At 45.1% G+C, this 14,454-nt stretch carries 18 protein-coding genes; 3 read left to right on the forward strand and 15 right to left on the reverse strand.

Annotation, left to right across the window (positions count from 1 at the left end):
• The 4 genes from ACHZA2_RS11890 to ACHZA2_RS11905 all read right to left on the reverse strand — a co-directional run bounded on the left by ACHZA2_RS11890 (window position 1) and on the right by ACHZA2_RS11905 (window position 2,421).
• A complete protein-coding gene (locus ACHZA2_RS11890; RefSeq protein WP_319538611.1) occupies window positions 1–426 on the reverse strand; it encodes a molybdopterin dinucleotide binding domain-containing protein in 426 nt (141 codons plus the stop codon).
• A gap of 548 nt (window positions 427–974) precedes the next feature.
• On the reverse strand, window positions 975–1,103 hold the full coding sequence (locus ACHZA2_RS11895; protein WP_319538610.1) for a hypothetical protein: 129 nt from the start codon (window positions 1,101–1,103) through the stop codon (window positions 975–977).
• A gap of 152 nt (window positions 1,104–1,255) precedes the next feature.
• Window positions 1,256–1,423: a rubredoxin gene (locus tag ACHZA2_RS11900; RefSeq protein WP_319538609.1), complete on the reverse strand. Its 168-nt coding sequence runs from the start codon at window positions 1,421–1,423 to the stop codon at window positions 1,256–1,258.
• A 38-nt stretch (window positions 1,424–1,461) separates the two neighbouring features.
• Window positions 1,462–2,421, reverse strand: a complete 960-nt coding sequence (locus tag ACHZA2_RS11905; protein WP_319579894.1) for a 4Fe-4S binding protein — start codon at window positions 2,419–2,421, stop codon at window positions 1,462–1,464.
• Between the two features lie 86 nt (window positions 2,422–2,507).
• Between ACHZA2_RS11905 and ACHZA2_RS11910 the strand changes: the two genes are divergently transcribed.
• Window positions 2,508–3,068: a hypothetical protein gene (locus tag ACHZA2_RS11910; RefSeq protein ID WP_319579895.1), complete on the forward strand. Its 561-nt coding sequence runs from the start codon at window positions 2,508–2,510 to the stop codon at window positions 3,066–3,068.
• Window positions 3,069–3,091: 23 nt separating this feature from the next.
• Here the strand turns inward: ACHZA2_RS11910 and ACHZA2_RS11915 are convergent, their stop codons facing one another.
• The 6 genes from ACHZA2_RS11915 to ACHZA2_RS11940 form a co-directional block, all read right to left on the reverse strand.
• Entirely contained in the window at window positions 3,092–3,310 is a 219-nt protein-coding gene (locus ACHZA2_RS11915) for a hypothetical protein (RefSeq protein WP_319579896.1), read from the reverse strand.
• Between the two features lie 33 nt (window positions 3,311–3,343).
• On the reverse strand, window positions 3,344–4,963 hold the full coding sequence (locus tag ACHZA2_RS11920; protein ID WP_319578050.1) for an IS1634 family transposase: 1,620 nt from the start codon (window positions 4,961–4,963) through the stop codon (window positions 3,344–3,346).
• A 132-nt stretch (window positions 4,964–5,095) separates the two neighbouring features.
• Window positions 5,096–5,320 carry a sulfurtransferase TusA family protein gene (locus ACHZA2_RS11925; RefSeq protein ID WP_319538605.1) on the reverse strand — a complete coding sequence of 75 codons (225 nt, stop codon included), beginning with the start codon at window positions 5,318–5,320 and terminating at the stop codon, window positions 5,096–5,098.
• 1 nt (window position 5,321) lies between these two features.
• A complete protein-coding gene (locus ACHZA2_RS11930) occupies window positions 5,322–5,837 on the reverse strand; it encodes a YeeE/YedE thiosulfate transporter family protein (RefSeq protein WP_319579897.1) in 516 nt (171 codons plus the stop codon).
• Window positions 5,838–6,347, reverse strand: a complete 510-nt coding sequence (locus tag ACHZA2_RS11935) for a YeeE/YedE thiosulfate transporter family protein (protein ID WP_319579898.1) — start codon at window positions 6,345–6,347, stop codon at window positions 5,838–5,840.
• A 7-nt stretch (window positions 6,348–6,354) separates the two neighbouring features.
• Window positions 6,355–6,876 carry an OsmC family protein gene (locus ACHZA2_RS11940; protein WP_319579899.1) on the reverse strand — a complete coding sequence of 174 codons (522 nt, stop codon included), beginning with the start codon at window positions 6,874–6,876 and terminating at the stop codon, window positions 6,355–6,357.
• Between the two features lie 161 nt (window positions 6,877–7,037).
• Between ACHZA2_RS11940 and ACHZA2_RS11945 the strand changes: the two genes are divergently transcribed.
• Both ACHZA2_RS11945 and ACHZA2_RS11950 read left to right on the forward strand, forming a co-directional pair.
• Window positions 7,038–8,579: a hypothetical protein gene (locus tag ACHZA2_RS11945; RefSeq protein ID WP_319579900.1), complete on the forward strand. Its 1,542-nt coding sequence runs from the start codon at window positions 7,038–7,040 to the stop codon at window positions 8,577–8,579.
• A gap of 119 nt (window positions 8,580–8,698) precedes the next feature.
• Complete coding sequence (locus ACHZA2_RS11950) at window positions 8,699–8,911, forward strand: hypothetical protein (RefSeq protein ID WP_319579901.1); 213 nt, start codon at window positions 8,699–8,701, stop codon at window positions 8,909–8,911.
• Between the two features lie 166 nt (window positions 8,912–9,077).
• Here the strand turns inward: ACHZA2_RS11950 and scmF are convergent, their stop codons facing one another.
• The 5 genes from scmF to ACHZA2_RS11975 all read right to left on the reverse strand — a co-directional run bounded on the left by scmF (window position 9,078) and on the right by ACHZA2_RS11975 (window position 14,452).
• Window positions 9,078–10,196, reverse strand: coding sequence for a SynChlorMet cassette radical SAM/SPASM protein ScmF (gene scmF, locus ACHZA2_RS11955; RefSeq protein WP_319579902.1), 1,119 nt, complete (start codon window positions 10,194–10,196; stop codon window positions 9,078–9,080).
• A 98-nt stretch (window positions 10,197–10,294) separates the two neighbouring features.
• Entirely contained in the window at window positions 10,295–11,422 is a 1,128-nt protein-coding gene (gene scmE / locus ACHZA2_RS11960) for a SynChlorMet cassette radical SAM/SPASM protein ScmE (RefSeq protein WP_319579903.1), read from the reverse strand.
• A gap of 8 nt (window positions 11,423–11,430) precedes the next feature.
• Window positions 11,431–11,706 carry a PqqD family peptide modification chaperone gene (locus ACHZA2_RS11965; RefSeq protein WP_319579904.1) on the reverse strand — a complete coding sequence of 92 codons (276 nt, stop codon included), beginning with the start codon at window positions 11,704–11,706 and terminating at the stop codon, window positions 11,431–11,433.
• Between the two features lie 305 nt (window positions 11,707–12,011).
• Window positions 12,012–12,434, reverse strand: coding sequence for a hydrogenase iron-sulfur subunit (locus ACHZA2_RS11970; protein ID WP_319579905.1), 423 nt, complete (start codon window positions 12,432–12,434; stop codon window positions 12,012–12,014).
• A gap of 2 nt (window positions 12,435–12,436) precedes the next feature.
• Complete coding sequence (locus ACHZA2_RS11975) at window positions 12,437–14,452, reverse strand: CoB--CoM heterodisulfide reductase iron-sulfur subunit A family protein (RefSeq protein ID WP_319579906.1); 2,016 nt, start codon at window positions 14,450–14,452, stop codon at window positions 12,437–12,439.
• Window positions 14,453–14,454: the final 2 nt, after the last annotated feature.

Here is a 14,454-nt window from a genome sequence, read left to right on the forward strand (position 1 = left end):
TTAACTCCTCACCGGTGGTTTTCTATCAGGTCCATAACAGAGGGTCTGAACTATCTCGACAGCTCCCATAATCCGCTCCTCTGGTGCTGGTTCAATATCGACCGGGAATCCCTTGAAGCATGGTTCTCCGGTTGAGTATGTATATGCTGAGACGATGGCGTTTGCCCAGGGTCCCATTGGAATGTGTGCAAGACCTGGAACCAGATCTTCACGGGTTCTGACTGCCTTGACCACTACACTTCCATCCTTACTGGTGACTTTGACATTGGTGTTTGCCATGATCCCCAGTTTTTTCATGTCATCCTCGTGCATGTGGATGATAGAGGCAGCATCAAAGTACTTCTGAGAAGTCTTTCCTGTCTCCATTGCAACCCCCTGCTGGATTGTCCGGCAGGTGATCATGTTAAGGGTAATCTTGTTCGTCATCTCGAAGCTCCATTCTGGGAGTGTCCCTTCCTGATACTGCTATTTCCTGAAGGGGAATTCATAGAGACACGGAATACTATCCCGAATTGTATCCCGTTTTGCCGGTATAGTTCTGAACTATGTACTCATCTGCGACCCCTGGCCCAGCATTATCACCGGAGTTCCCAGGATCAAGGAGACGAGTACATACGCAGATCTATCCCGATTGAATAACGGTCTACTCGGGTAATATAAAGGATTTGGATTTTTTCCGTGGAGATTTTAGAAAATGCCTCAGATATACCTTATAAGCGTTATGGTTTGAGTTTTGAATTGGGCACACAGTCTTTTTTTGGTGGGAGTAATATACTGAAATTGTTTAACCAAGATATTGGGCACAATTTCCTATCGCAATCTGTTTTAATTGAAATAATCCGTTTTTTCTAAAATTAATGGAATTAATTCAATAATATCTATGCCTAACCATTGCTATCTCAAACTCCTCCCTCCCTCATGATGCCCAGAGGAATAGGCACAATATGAAAAATCGTAAATTCATTGATAATTACCTAAAGCGCAAAAAGAGGTGTATACATGGCATTGTTTGGAGTGAAGATCTCTCCCTGATATTTACCCCTGATGATAGCCGGTTCATCCATAGATGCATTAAACTTCTTCACAAGAGTTACTGATCTCATGCAACATGAATGCCCTGCAGAGGGTGTCAATACACGAACACGAGAGTCATTCAGACAACCGGAACAGGTTTTTTTTGCAAGCGCCTGAATATTCTCTAAGAAAGAAGCGTATCAAAAGATTGTGTTGTGAAAAAAAGGGGTTCAGGAACTGGTCATCTTGGAGCCCAGATACCTTTTTTAAGGATGGAAATTTTACACTCAGGACATACCCAGGTTTTTGGGAGTTTTTCAAAGGATGTTCCCGGAGGAATATTCTGAGTCTTATCCCCTTTTTCCGGATCGTAAATGTAAGCACATTCCAGGCATTGGTACTTTTGCATGAATGAATTACTCCACTATTATTTAATTAACCCATTCGTCAGAGGAGGTCGGATTCAACTTCATTTTCCGGAGGCCATACCCTCTTTTCTGCGTACTCTTCCCGAATAGTCCTCTTAAATTCATCAAATCCGATCTCATCAAGTTGTTCAGGGAGCATCTGATCGCTAGAGGCCAGTTCATATATCCACCTGATGATCTTTCCTACGATCTCCATTACTTTTTCCGGGCTCGATACGGTGATCAACTCTCTCCCTATCTTTGGATGACGACCCCGTCTTCCCCCAATGGTGATCCGGTACCTCGGTTCACTCGCTTTCAATACTTCAAACGGACAGGGCAGAACACAGATACCACACTCCATGCACCGTGCTTTATCGAGATCAACAATGCCTCTTTTGATGATGATCGCTTTCTCTCTGCAGTACTTTTCGCAGGTTCCACAGCCTGTACATGCATCGTGATCCCGGTATGGCTCCCTGACTCCGGTTATACCGATCTCGTTTAATCGCTCACTTGCACATCCGTTCGGGCATGCAGAAATGGCAATCCTCACCTTAACAGGCATCTCCTTACCAAAAAATTTGGTATCGATCTCTTTTGCGAGGGCCAGGGAGTCAATATTCGCATATTTACAATGATCAGTCCCCATGCAGGCTGTTACGTTGACGATCTCCTGCCGCTCTGAACCGAGTGGAGTGCCGATATCCTTGAGTGCGGTCAGCATCGGGACGATCCGTTTGGGATCAACACCAGGGATCTCAATAGTCTGGCGAACCGTCAGATGAACCCTGCCATCACCATAGGTGCGGGCGATCTTTCCGATTCCTATGAGCTGTTCTGGAGTAGTCATTCCAGCGGCAATTCTGAGGCGGATAATACATTTTTCAGGATCTCGCTCAGTAATGATACCCCCTCGGGAGTATAATCGGGGATCGACGTCCATGATGTAAGTACGTACTCTGGTTGTCAGGTAAATACTTTCCAGAAGGTAAAACATCAGTTTTGCTTGGTAAATTTCATTGCACAACACATGATTTTTTATTTAAATGTAGGTTTTTTATCTCCTAAGAACTGAGTATATGTATGGCCGATTTTTCAGAGCATATGGAGGCTTTCTTTGGAGTAAATATCGAAGAAAAGTTTGTAGATTGCCTGAAGGAACTTGATGAAAATGCTGATGAAATAAAAGAGGAATGCATTAACCTTCGGGAAGTTGCCAAAAAAGTTTCAGACAGTGAATTACGAATTGCGATTAATACCAGCCAAAATAGTCTCTTCGAATTAGCACAAGATATCAAAGATATTAAAAATTTATTTGAGTTTTATTTTAAAAAGGACGACGGCGTCCGACACATTGCGCAGGAACGTGATGTTTACATGAAACTCTTCCAGATCATGAAATGGGACACTATTGATGTTCGTGATCTCCGCAGATGGCTGATAGAGCTCAAAGAGTTATGTGCTATTATCGGACTACGTGCTGAAGACCTCATAAACTTCAAACGGATAGACACTCAGCCAATTCCTGAAGATATTGCAAGTTACCCGGTCTTAGTTCTCGATAAACATGGGTTCTGCCTTACTGGAAAAACCTGGGATGTAGTTATCCACAAAGATGAAGTCCGGGAAGAGATGGGGCTTTAAACCCAGAAACTTTTTCCAAAAATCTATTCTGATCTTGAGATTGTGACAAGCAGATCCTCTGGCAGGGATTCATGCTCGACATCAATGTTATTCTGACGTAATACCTCTTCTATCTGTACCAACTGCCTCCGGGTAGTAATTACCTGAAATTCCTCTCCTGGTTTGATATTCCTGATCAGCAGGTTGAGGAGGAGAGACAGGTTTGTGCAGGTCTCATCCCTGATATCAGTGGGTTTAGTCATGAAAGGGCGTACATCCGACATTCCGCAGAGATCTCATAACGAATAATATTTTTCACAATGCAACCCCAAGAACCTAATAATTTTTATGAGGATGTCATTAAGATTCAAAACTTTCGTTACTATCATTCCCTCGATTCGAAGTGATATTTCTTTTACCCTTCTGAAAAGGAAAAATATCCATCTCATCGTTGGTTTTTGTGTTGGCTTTCCCGTCTGATCAGGTATGCTTTCGTTTGCTTCTCTCAGCCCTTTCCTCAGTCTGTATTCAGCAACAGCGTAGACATAAAGGCAGAGAACCATTACCATTGCCAACGCCTGAATTCTTCCAATATTCTTCAAAAACACGTCTGAAACCCTGAATGTTTTATCTTTCAGGAACCTGAATCCCTTCTCCACCTGTGATTGTCCCTTATAATAACTCAAAGTTGTATCAGGATCCAAATCCAGATCATTCGTCGCAAGAATAAACCTTCCAAGGATTGATCGTTCTTGTTCGATAAGTACCTGGTTGAGAGATATTTCTGCGTTAACAATGAACTTTGTCACAAGCTGTTCATCTTTCTTAGGTCTTCCCCGTTTTTTCTCTAATCGCTCTCTGACCTGGTCAATCGTGAATGAACTGAAAATTACTTTAGGATGGTTCTGTATCCATTCTTCTGCAACCATTTTTGCATCTGGTTCACAAGCAAATCTTTGAGAACATAAGTGTTTGAGCGATTTTTTTGTCTTCTCAAATTCAATCAGGATTCTCTTCTCGAAATCAGGTTCTTTCTTCTTTTGTTGTTCATTTGAATGAAATACGGTCCAGTTCTGGGGTATTCCTGCATATTCAGATTTTGCAGTAAACCATGAGTATCGCTCATCCTTACATGGGATGAAGAGTTCCGACGTATTCCTCAGAACTATCGCTTCAGATATCGTCATTGGAACTCTGCTTACCCAGAATGTGTGAAGACCTAATGTCTGGATATTGTCTTCAGTATAAAATGCAGCATCCGCCACGTGAATCACTTTGTCACCGGTATTTAGATTCATACGGACCTTATTGATTATCTCAAGTAATGCTTTCTTGTCAGATTCGTTCCCTGAAAAGGTTTGAAGCATGAGGGGGATGCCATATTGATTTGTTGCCATTCCCAGAGAAAACCGTTTCAGATCCCAACGGCCATCCTTGGGATGACCATGAGTTATTGAGATCTCCTGACTTTGGCTTTCTCCATCATACTCGCCATACACACTGAAATTTGTTGTATCGGCATTAACAAGATGGATTGAGAACTCTTCATTTTCCAGCGAAGGGAGAATGATCTGATTGAAGAGTTCTGTTTCACCGTATGCATGTATTGCGTCAAGAGTTCGACCAATTACATCATCATTGAAGTTGGTTTCACACACATCTTGGTGAAACAATCGTTCAACGGCAATGTCTGTAAAAAAACCTGGAAAAAGATAAAGACGGCGTTCAATATATCCGAGGCCATTGATTACCATTCCTTTAAGGGCATCACCATGAGTGAGTTTATGTTGTCCATTTTTAGGGATGAGATTGTCTACGATCTCACTGATTTTTAAAGAATCATAACATCCAGCAACCAATCCTAAATGACCGATTGTTCTATCTGAACCTGAAACGAAGATATCATCAAAATTCATTGAATATACAGTGATCGACGTACTTAGATAAATAATTTACCTTTTTATATAATTAAAGAAGTTGCGAAGATCTGCGGAATGTCGGGTACATACGTGTGAGGAATCGGGATAAAAAAAGATTGAGAATATTTTCTATTTTCTTATTGTCAATTCCCATAGCCCTGGAGCAGACTCATGAACTGAACATTTCCATCCATTCATCTCAGCAAAAGCAGGAATTGAGTCCTTTGCTGCCGGCGGATGATCACTCAGTATTGTGAGTGTATCACCAGATACAATCTGTTCCATGGCGTTTTTCACCTTCAAGACACAGAACGGGCACACGACCCCGGTAATATCAAGTTTTTTATCAGCCATGTTAAAGTCCTGCTATTTTGAGAATTCCTTTCACAAGTCCCATAGTGATGAGATAAAAAAGCACACTCCCTACGGCCATGCCCACAACAAACCAGAGTGACTTCATATTTCCTTCGGTTGTCATCACAAACTGACGAAGCGGGCAACCACCAAGATATACTCCAATAACTCCCATTCCAATTCCACCAATCAGGGCAAGGATCAGATATGCAGCTGCTGAAAGATCAGCTGGGGCTCCCGGGACTGGTGAGAGGATGCCACTCGTTAATGCCCAGGGAAAGTGTTCAAAAGCACCTGCAGTAATAGCATGCAGGAGCAGGTACGCGACAAATGCACTGATAATTATTGAGAAAAATCCTTTCAGAAGCCGCGTATGTCTGAAGAGAATATAATCCCTGAATCCTCCGACTGCACAAAACCCGGTTCTTTGCGCGAGATATCCTATGATAGCCCCTGCAATGAGAGTTATGATCGGAACAAGTATCACCGCAAGTTCCTTGGAGATCCATCCTGCCATTTACATACCTCCCCTCGAAGATCGCTGAATGAGATACAGGGATATCCACACTCCTATGACAATACCAATAATCCCAACCAGGGCGACAAGATCACCATACGCGAATCTGATTGCTGCCCGGTATGGACATGCTCCAAGGAGAAGCCCGAACTGCATCAGGAGAACGCCACCAATGAAGTAGATGATAATATCCTTTATCGATGCAGACTTGACCCGGTATTCCCTACTCAGCTTTGCTGCGATAAATCCACCGATAAGTACTCCTACCATGCTCATCACCGGAAGGACAGCAGCTTTTGATACCGCAGCAAGACCAAGGTTAGTGCCTAACCCGATGTTGAGCAACCCGTTCACGAGATCACGGGTGTGGCAGAGAGCACAAAACCCATACGCCTCTGGACCTCCTGCAGAAATTGTCAATCCCTGAACAACTGCTGCAAGGACTCCGATAATAACTCCCAGGATAAATGGGCCATTCTTGCCTTCAAGGCAACTACCAGATAATTTCATCGGTACCTTACTCCTTTTTCACAGAAAGATCGAGAGGAACTGCATTTCGAACGGTATACATCGCCATACATCCATTCAGAGCTGCGAGACGTAACTCTTCAATCTCTTCTTCTGATGCATCAGAACGTACAGAGAATACAATACGATAAGCCGACACCAGTGGTTCATCAGAAAGGTTGAACTGCTGCAGATAGTTGAGATCAGCCTCTATCGTTGTCTTCAGGGAAGAGATTTTGATATTCTTCTTCTCAGCAGAAGACATGAATGTCGCACTTGCGCAACCGGCAATCCAGAATAGCCCGAATGACATCGGACTTGGGCATGGTCCGGGCCCGGCAAAATTAGGATGTGAAAGAGAGAAGGATACTACGCCATCTTTTACCTTTGCATTTGCTGTGAACTGAGGGCCACCCTCTTCAAAGCACCATGCCCCTTCCAATTTTGTTGTAAACTTAGCTTCATCGCGATTTATTTTGATTTCTGCCTCATAGGCATCAATCTGTGATAGATCAATATTATTCAAGGTCATGATAGCCGTATCACCTATAAATAAGATGGGGGATAAATATTTTCAGTAAAAATATTAGTCACCATATCCACGAAAAATTAATCCTCAATTGAAAAAATTTCAAATAATATCGGCTATCTCAACAATACACTGCCTAACTTGATGACCCAAATCTCCATATCATGAAGCCATTTGTCAGGACCAAGGTCATAAAAGGAAAAGAATACCTCTATGAGGTTACTCCCTACTATGATCCAGAAACCGGCAAATGGCGACAGAAGACAAAATACCTAGGTAAAAATATCGATGGGGAGCCGGTTAAAAAAGAACGGGGGGGAAAATCAGGGCAGATTTATGATTTCGGTGAGTATCTACCCGCATACTGGGCCGTAAAAGAATATAAGATCCTTGAGTCACTGCTCTCTATCTGTTCTCCTGATGAAGCATCGTCGGTTGTTCTGCTTGCTATCAACCGGTTATATTATCCATCTCCGCCAGCGAACCTCAACACATGGCTTGAGAGCACATATCTATCCAAACTTATTCCCGAAGCAGACTTTGATGAAGAGAACCTGATGTTATTACTGCAGAAGATATCCGACCGCCCGGTTGCAGAACTCTTCTCGCAGATGTTCTCTTCTGTAAATGACCTCTCTGATCAGCGGGTTCTCTTCACCCTGCGACTTCACGACATTCCTGAACTTATGAGGGAGAAAGGGAGCGGACTCTATTGTGAGGAGATGCTTGAGCGTGAACTTGGAGTTCGGATTCAGTATGATCCCATCAAAAAAACCCTTGCCGGGTTTGAGGCTTTTCAGGTCCAGCGTGCTGTGATCGAGGATAGCATCGATCGGGTCTGCTATGGTAACATTCCCGGAGGAGTGATTGTTCCCCACTGGGATTATCTCTCTCCATCCCTGATGATGAGACTGATTCATGCCAGTTGCCAGTTTATCACCCGGACTGATGCCTCCTATGGACCGGTTGCGTCACATGTGCTCACCTGGGGTGAACAGATGGATCACCCGGCAAATATCAGGTATTACCATGGAGAAGCATGTTACATCCGCCCATTTTCAGTAAAATTTGGAAAGATCAGCGTCCCCGGATACATTCTGCATGATATCAAGAAAGAACAGGCAGATCGCCTCGCGTTCCATAAGAATCTTCAGGGTGTCCGTGATCTGATCCAGGAGACACGGGATTACCCGGGTACTATTCAGGAGTTAGTAAATGAGGCATCAGGCCCATTCAGACGCTTTTTCGTAATTGTAGAAAATAACGGCTCGTATCAGATCAGGATAGATCAGGACGAGATGAACCTTGCCTTAAAAAAGCTAGGTCGAAGTTGCGTTCTATATCAGGGGAACTTCACCTGGGAAGACTGTTTTACTCTCGTAGATCTTCGAGGAGAGTTCGAGAAAGAGATGAGCCAGTTTATCTCTGAATTAGAACGAGACTTTAAGGGGTACAGATTAGAACGGATACGAAAGGGAGTCTTCTTTATCTGCTTTCTGGCTATGCTTATAAAATATCTTATCTTAAACCGGATTCAGAAGATTCAGACTCCAGAAATTTCTACCTTTGAATCCCTTATCACCGAACTCCGGCCGATACACATTGTAAAGTCATACCAGCCATCTGTCTCACCAGCAAGGCTTTCAAGAAGACAGAAGTCCATAGTCAGCTTTTTGGGTGGCATTCCACCGATGAAAGGCGACTGAAAGTAAATAGTTTAATCAATTTCGTCTCTTGTGAGAATTTTCCCATCGGTGATGAAACCAGATGGTCGTGGTTCTCAAATAAATATTTTTAAATATATTGTCAAGTCAAAGGTATTACCATGGTACTTGAACAGGTTTCAGACATCAATCCCCACTACAAAAAATATATGCCACCAAAGGCGATCTCACTCACTGGAAATGATACCTACATCGATACCTGTGTAAGTGGTGCAGGAGATATCGGATGTGGCACTGGCCTGAGCGCTGCATATGACTGTGTAACAAACGGGGCTTCTGCGCAGGTCTCCCGCCCATACCGCGACTCAAATTAACATTGATACAAAGGTATGTGACAGTATTCTGTCTCATTACCTTCTTTTTTAGGTAATCACGAATTTCTTCAGGGTTAAGAATGAAACCGCTGGTTGGTGGATAATGGACAGAGTAACTAACCCGGTTATCTGTATCCCCCGCGTCAATCACCCTCATGAGACTGGGTTACTGTACTCCGCCCTCACAATACCGTGTCATCGGGAAAAAACCTTCTTTGAATGCTTCTTCACAGAATTTATGTCCGGCCATCAGATCCCTGTATGCGTAGTAATTATTTGCTATACAGTGGCCGAGACAGATTTTTTTGACAAGACAGTGTGAGCAGATACCTTTCAGATCTTTAGGAAGACTGTTCCGGATTGTATTCAGTACACCGGTCTCCTCCCATATAGTTTTCAGGGAATCTGTTGATGCATGACCAAAGCAGAGTTCAGAGATACTTGTCCCGATACCACAAAGGGCATACCTCCCGTCTGAAAGGATACCGACAATCGAGAAGATACCACATCGGCCGCAATTTCCCTGTGGACCAAGGATTGATGACAGGCCACTAAATGCCATCGGAAGATTGGTCATGAGTTCAATTTTCATCTCTTTCTGAAGATCATCTCTGATCCACCGGGCAAGTGATACCTGCTCAAAGACAGGGATAACACCGTCCTCCTCCCCCATTGTCTCTCCTCGTGATGTGGGGGTGACGAAGTTGTACTTTACTGAACTGGCTCCGAGATCCTGGGCATATCTTGCAAGTTCTGCGATCTCGTGCTGATTTCGTTTGGAAACAGCCATTATCACCTGGGGATGAACACCCGTTTCAACAAGGCAGCGGACACCCTGTGAGACCCGTTCGAACGAGCCTTTTACTCCCCTCATCCATTCATGACTCTCCCGTGAACCATCGATGCTGATTGAGATGAATGGGCGTCTGCATGAACGGATCAGATCAGCAAGATGTGGTGTCAGTGCAACCCCGTTGGACTCGATCGTTAGGGTTAGTTCATTATCCCGGATAAACCGGAGGATGTTGATGATATCAGGGTGTATGAAGGGCTCGCCACCTGTCAGTTTAATTCCTGATATTCCCATCTCCTTTCCTTCACGAACAACCTTTGTAAAGAGGTCGAATGGCAGATACATCTGCGATCGGTCTGAATTTTCAAACGTCGGAGCTATCCAGCAGTGACGGCATGCCATATTGCAGTCACCGGTAAGGTAAAAGTACAGTGTCTTTAACGGAGGTATTGTCTTTCGGTCTTCAGTTTTGATAGATTCATGTTGTTCCATAATAGTATATCCCGGAGAATCAGCAATATTTTACAATTACGAGAGATCAGATGAGATTTGTGTGCGAAAGAGCAGATCCATTGCCGGGCAGGATGAGATCATGACCCATCCATCCCGATAATGCGACCGCCCTCCCGAAGAAACCTCTTTAAGCATCCATCCGGACTCGGTGTATAGACATCATGAACCCTGGTGTAACTACTTGCAGGACAGTTTCCGGTGCAGGTCATTCTGTACTCACAACCCCTGCATTCATCAAAGGTTGAGAGCTGAATTTTATACCTGTCACGGAGCCTGGTAAACTCGGGATGAGACTGCCAGACTTCACGCAACGGGATTTCATTGATTCTGCCAAGCTCGATATGTGAAAGCATTCCGCATGGAACCATCATGCCATCCGGCCTGACTGTCATTTTGCTCCACATACATCCACACCCTGTGAGATATCCCCTTCCTGGAAGAGTCCTCCCATCTCGGCGTGCAGACTCCATCTGGTGGTAACTCCTCACCTGGGAGAGCGGGCCTGCTGTTGATATAATCCGGTTTTCATAAATCCGGGCAAGAGTCATGAGTTTATCCATTGCACGACACTGCTCTTCTGGGTTAAGATTCACCTCATCTTCGTGCGAACGTGCCAGCCCGAGATGGCATACACTGTTCGTAGAGATAAAATTCATTCCCATGTCATCGAGAAGAAGTCTGGCAATATTGTCAAGATCATCAATATTATACGGGTTTACTGTGATCCGTGAAGTCACGCTGACCCCTGATGACTGGAGATATTTTATTCCCCTGATTGCACCCTCAAACGAACCAGTACCACGAAGGCGATCATGAATTTCAGGTCGGGACCCGTCAATCGAGATCTGAACCGAGTTACATCTCCCTGTTGAGGCGATGAACTCCGCCATGTCGGGTGTGATCAATGACCCATTCGAGAGGATAGAGAATCGCATCCGGTTTTTTATTATACCTCCAATCAGTTCTCTCAGATCGGTTCTGATGAATGGCTCACCTCCTCCGATAGTGACATCCATAACGGCACATGTCCCAAGTTCATCAAAAAACGAGAGCCATTCGGCAGTTGATAGTTCACTCCCGGTATCAGCCGGGCTTGTCCGGTGAAAACAGTATTTACAGTGAAGATTGCACCGGGAGGTAATATCTATGTCCAGACTCTTTGGTGTCTTCATCAGACGGCGGTTTTCAGGTATCTCTGAAGTCATTGTCTGACTTATCTCTTTGCAAATCCTAGATCAACGACCTGATCCAGAAATGCCCTGATATCTGTCTCCAGATCATCTGGCAGATCTCCGAACTCTTCTGATAATGCCTTTTTGATGCCAGCCAGGTCTTTTTTTTCGATGAGGCATTTCCAGACTGTGACTCCGGTGGGAGTCAGTCCCACAGTTGCCCTGGTATCTGGATTATAGAGAAACGCCCAGTCATCATACTCTTCCCGAAGTGAGATCTGGGGAAGGATTTCAGGTAATGAATCGTTGTTTGACATGATATCTTGGGAGATATTTTTCCAACAGATCTGCAAAATATCTTCAGTTCAGTGTATTATAGAAGAATATTCTCAAATCTATTGACTCGTTGCAACTATGTTTATGAAAGAATAGTTAAAGTTCTGACTGTGATCTTCTGATCTGCAATCAGTAATAAAAAGTAAATCTGGAGAGTCTGGCATCGCTCGATACTCTCCAGTAATCATTGTTTGATCAAAGAACTGGTGGTAATAGGCTATTATTAAGGCATTTCAGACCATGAAACCCGGACTATCATACCTTAAAAAAAGGATGATGTATGGGTTTATTTCTGGAACTCTTTGATCGGACTTGGTCCGAGTTCCCGGATCTTGGCGCTGACATCTTCCATGACCTTACCCCATTTTGCACCCTCAGATGCAGAGACGAAGGTCATACGGAATCTCTTGTCGTCAAGACCGATGTTCTTCATCAGGGACTTGATCATGAACATCCTCTTTGCTGCCTTGAAGTTTCCTTCAAGGTAGTGGCAGTCACCGAAGTGGCATCCGGAGACAAGAACTCCGTCTGCACCGTCAACGAAAGCCTTCAGGATGAAGAGCATATCAACACGGCCCGTGCACATGACACGAACACCACGAACATCTGGCGGGTACTGGATACGGGCACCACCAGCAAGGTCTGCTCCAGCATACGAACACCAGTTACAGATGATTGCCTGGATTTTTGGGTTCCACTCGTCAGACATAGTTACTCCCCTCCAAGGAGGTAGGCATCAATCTGTGCAACGATCTGCGGGGTAGTAAAGTGTTGCATCTTGATTGCACCACCTGGACAGAAACCACCACAGGTACCGCAGCCTTTACACTTTGCTTCGGTAACCTGCATGACGGTCCGTCCGTCCTTCTCTACCAGATCAAGTGCACTGTACGGACAGAGCTTAATGCACATACCACAGCCAGCGCAGATATCCTGCATACACTGGGCAAAGTATGGTTCAAGCTCTACATGTCCGATGTGGATCGGAATAGATGCTGCTGATGCTGCACCTTCTGCCTGTGCTACTGTGTCTGGAATATCCTTTGGTCCCTGACAGACACCAGCGAGGAATACACCGGCAGTAGTAGTTCCACAGGGGTTCAGTTTCGGGTGAGCTTCAAGCATCCAGCCATCTGCAGAGGCTGATACACCGAACTTCTTTCTGAGGACATTTGCACCGTCGATTGGCTGGACTGCTGCTGCAAGAACAACGAGGTCACATTCAATGTCAACCGGACGGCCAAGGAGCGTGTCTTCTGCAAAGACGTGCAGATTCTTGGTGTCAGGATCCTCGAGAATGTTTGCAACACGGCCACGGATGAACTTGGCTCCTTCGTTCTGGATACGATAGTAAAACTCCTCGTATGCCTTACCGAAGGATCTGATGTCCATGTAGAAGATGTATGCCTTGCAGCCCTCGATCTTTTCCATGATCTGGTGGGCGTGCTTGAGCGAGTACATACAACAGAACCGTGAACAGTATGCTTTGCTGACGCCACCGGTGTTGTCACGTGACCCTGCACAAAGAACAAACCCGACTGCTTTCGGGGTTACTCCATCGCTTGGGCGGACAAGATGACCACCGGTTGGACCTGATGCACAGATAAGCCGCTCGAATTCAAGGGAATGGATAACATTTTCATGCCGTTTGTATCCCCATTCTCTCTTCTCTTCGATTGGGATGTAGTCGTATCCGGTTGCAAGGATAACAGTTCCAACCTTATACTTGGGGAACTCGTCAACCATCTCAAGGTCGATGGCTTTCTTGGTACCGCAGGCCTCAACACACAGACCACACTTGACACATGACTCAAAGTCTACGGTGTAGATCAATGGCACTACCTGGGCGTGGTTGATGTAGATGGCTTTGCGGGGAGCCATACCGAACTCGAATGCATTTGGCTTGATGACCGGACAGACACCTGTACAGTCTCCACAACCATTGCAGCCGCCTCCAACGATACCCTTGGCTGCTGCCTCAACAGGGTTCATAACACCACGGGCCTTCTTGCGGAGGGTTACTTCGAAGTTACCGATGTACCCTTCCACATCTTCGACTTCGTGGTAGGAGAGGAGAACGATGTTCGGGTGACGTCCTGCGTCCACCATCTTTGGTGCGAGAATGCACTGTGAACAGTCGAGGGTCGGGAAGGTCTTGTCGAGCTGGGACATGCGGCCACCAATGCTCGGAGCCTTCTCTACCAGGTATGTGGTGATACCGGCACTTGCGAGATCCAGTGCTGCCTGAATACCACCGACACCACCACCAACGACCATTGCTGCTTTCTCAACAGGAACTGCCTTTGGAACGAGGTCTTCAAGGTACATTGCCTTGGCAACTGCCATTCTGACCTGATCCTTTGCCTTTGCAGTTGCATCATCATGCATACCGTGCATGTGAACCCAGGAGTTCTGCTCACGGATGTTTGCCATCTCGAAGCGGAACATGTTCAGGCCACCTTCTTTGGTTGCAATCCTGAACGTTGGTTCGTGAAGACGCGGAGAACACGCTGCTACAACAATACCGGTAAGATTGTGCTTCTCAATGGCCTCCTTAATCATTGTCTGACCTGGAGTGGAGCACATATACTGGTAGTCTGCTGCATAGGCGACATTGGGGAGTGTCTTGGCGTATTCTGCCACATCCTTGACATCAAGGGAACCGGCAATGTTGGTTCCACAGTGACATACGAAGACACCTATTTTTGCTTCTGTATTTTCTGCCATGT

It is taken from the genome of uncultured Methanospirillum sp., assembly GCF_963668415.2.
In the GTDB taxonomy this organism is placed as follows: domain Archaea; phylum Halobacteriota; class Methanomicrobia; order Methanomicrobiales; family Methanospirillaceae; genus Methanospirillum.

Excerpts from the sequence above, each read along its gene's own strand:
- scmF (WP_319579902.1), bottom strand. The coding sequence starts at position 10,196 with ATGGAACAACATGAATCTATCAAAACTGAAGACCGAAAGACAATACCT.
- ACHZA2_RS11930 (WP_319579897.1), bottom strand. The coding sequence starts at position 5,837 with ATGGCAGGATGGATCTCCAAGGAACTTGCGGTGATACTTGTTCCGATC.
- ACHZA2_RS11890 (WP_319538611.1), bottom strand. The coding sequence starts at position 426 with ATGACGAACAAGATTACCCTTAACATGATCACCTGCCGGACAATCCAG.
- ACHZA2_RS11910 (WP_319579895.1), top strand. The coding sequence starts at position 2,508 with ATGGCCGATTTTTCAGAGCATATGGAGGCTTTCTTTGGAGTAAATATC.
- ACHZA2_RS11925 (WP_319538605.1), bottom strand. The coding sequence starts at position 5,320 with ATGGCTGATAAAAAACTTGATATTACCGGGGTCGTGTGCCCGTTCTGT.
- ACHZA2_RS11975 (WP_319579906.1), bottom strand. The coding sequence starts at position 14,452 with ATGGCAGAAAATACAGAAGCAAAAATAGGTGTCTTCGTATGTCACTGT.
- ACHZA2_RS11935 (WP_319579898.1), bottom strand. The coding sequence starts at position 6,347 with ATGAAATTATCTGGTAGTTGCCTTGAAGGCAAGAATGGCCCATTTATC.
- ACHZA2_RS11905 (WP_319579894.1), bottom strand. The coding sequence starts at position 2,421 with ATGTTTTACCTTCTGGAAAGTATTTACCTGACAACCAGAGTACGTACT.
- ACHZA2_RS11915 (WP_319579896.1), bottom strand. The coding sequence starts at position 3,310 with ATGACTAAACCCACTGATATCAGGGATGAGACCTGCACAAACCTGTCT.
- scmE (WP_319579903.1), bottom strand. The coding sequence starts at position 11,422 with ATGACTTCAGAGATACCTGAAAACCGCCGTCTGATGAAGACACCAAAG.
- ACHZA2_RS11950 (WP_319579901.1), top strand. The coding sequence starts at position 8,699 with ATGGTACTTGAACAGGTTTCAGACATCAATCCCCACTACAAAAAATAT.
- ACHZA2_RS11945 (WP_319579900.1), top strand. The coding sequence starts at position 7,038 with ATGAAGCCATTTGTCAGGACCAAGGTCATAAAAGGAAAAGAATACCTC.
- ACHZA2_RS11970 (WP_319579905.1), bottom strand. The coding sequence starts at position 12,434 with ATGTCTGACGAGTGGAACCCAAAAATCCAGGCAATCATCTGTAACTGG.
- ACHZA2_RS11895 (WP_319538610.1), bottom strand. The coding sequence starts at position 1,103 with ATGAGATCAGTAACTCTTGTGAAGAAGTTTAATGCATCTATGGATGAA.
- ACHZA2_RS11965 (WP_319579904.1), bottom strand. The coding sequence starts at position 11,706 with ATGTCAAACAACGATTCATTACCTGAAATCCTTCCCCAGATCTCACTT.
- ACHZA2_RS11920 (WP_319578050.1), bottom strand. The coding sequence starts at position 4,963 with ATGAATTTTGATGATATCTTCGTTTCAGGTTCAGATAGAACAATCGGT.
- ACHZA2_RS11900 (WP_319538609.1), bottom strand. The coding sequence starts at position 1,423 with ATGCAAAAGTACCAATGCCTGGAATGTGCTTACATTTACGATCCGGAA.
- ACHZA2_RS11940 (WP_319579899.1), bottom strand. The coding sequence starts at position 6,876 with ATGACCTTGAATAATATTGATCTATCACAGATTGATGCCTATGAGGCA.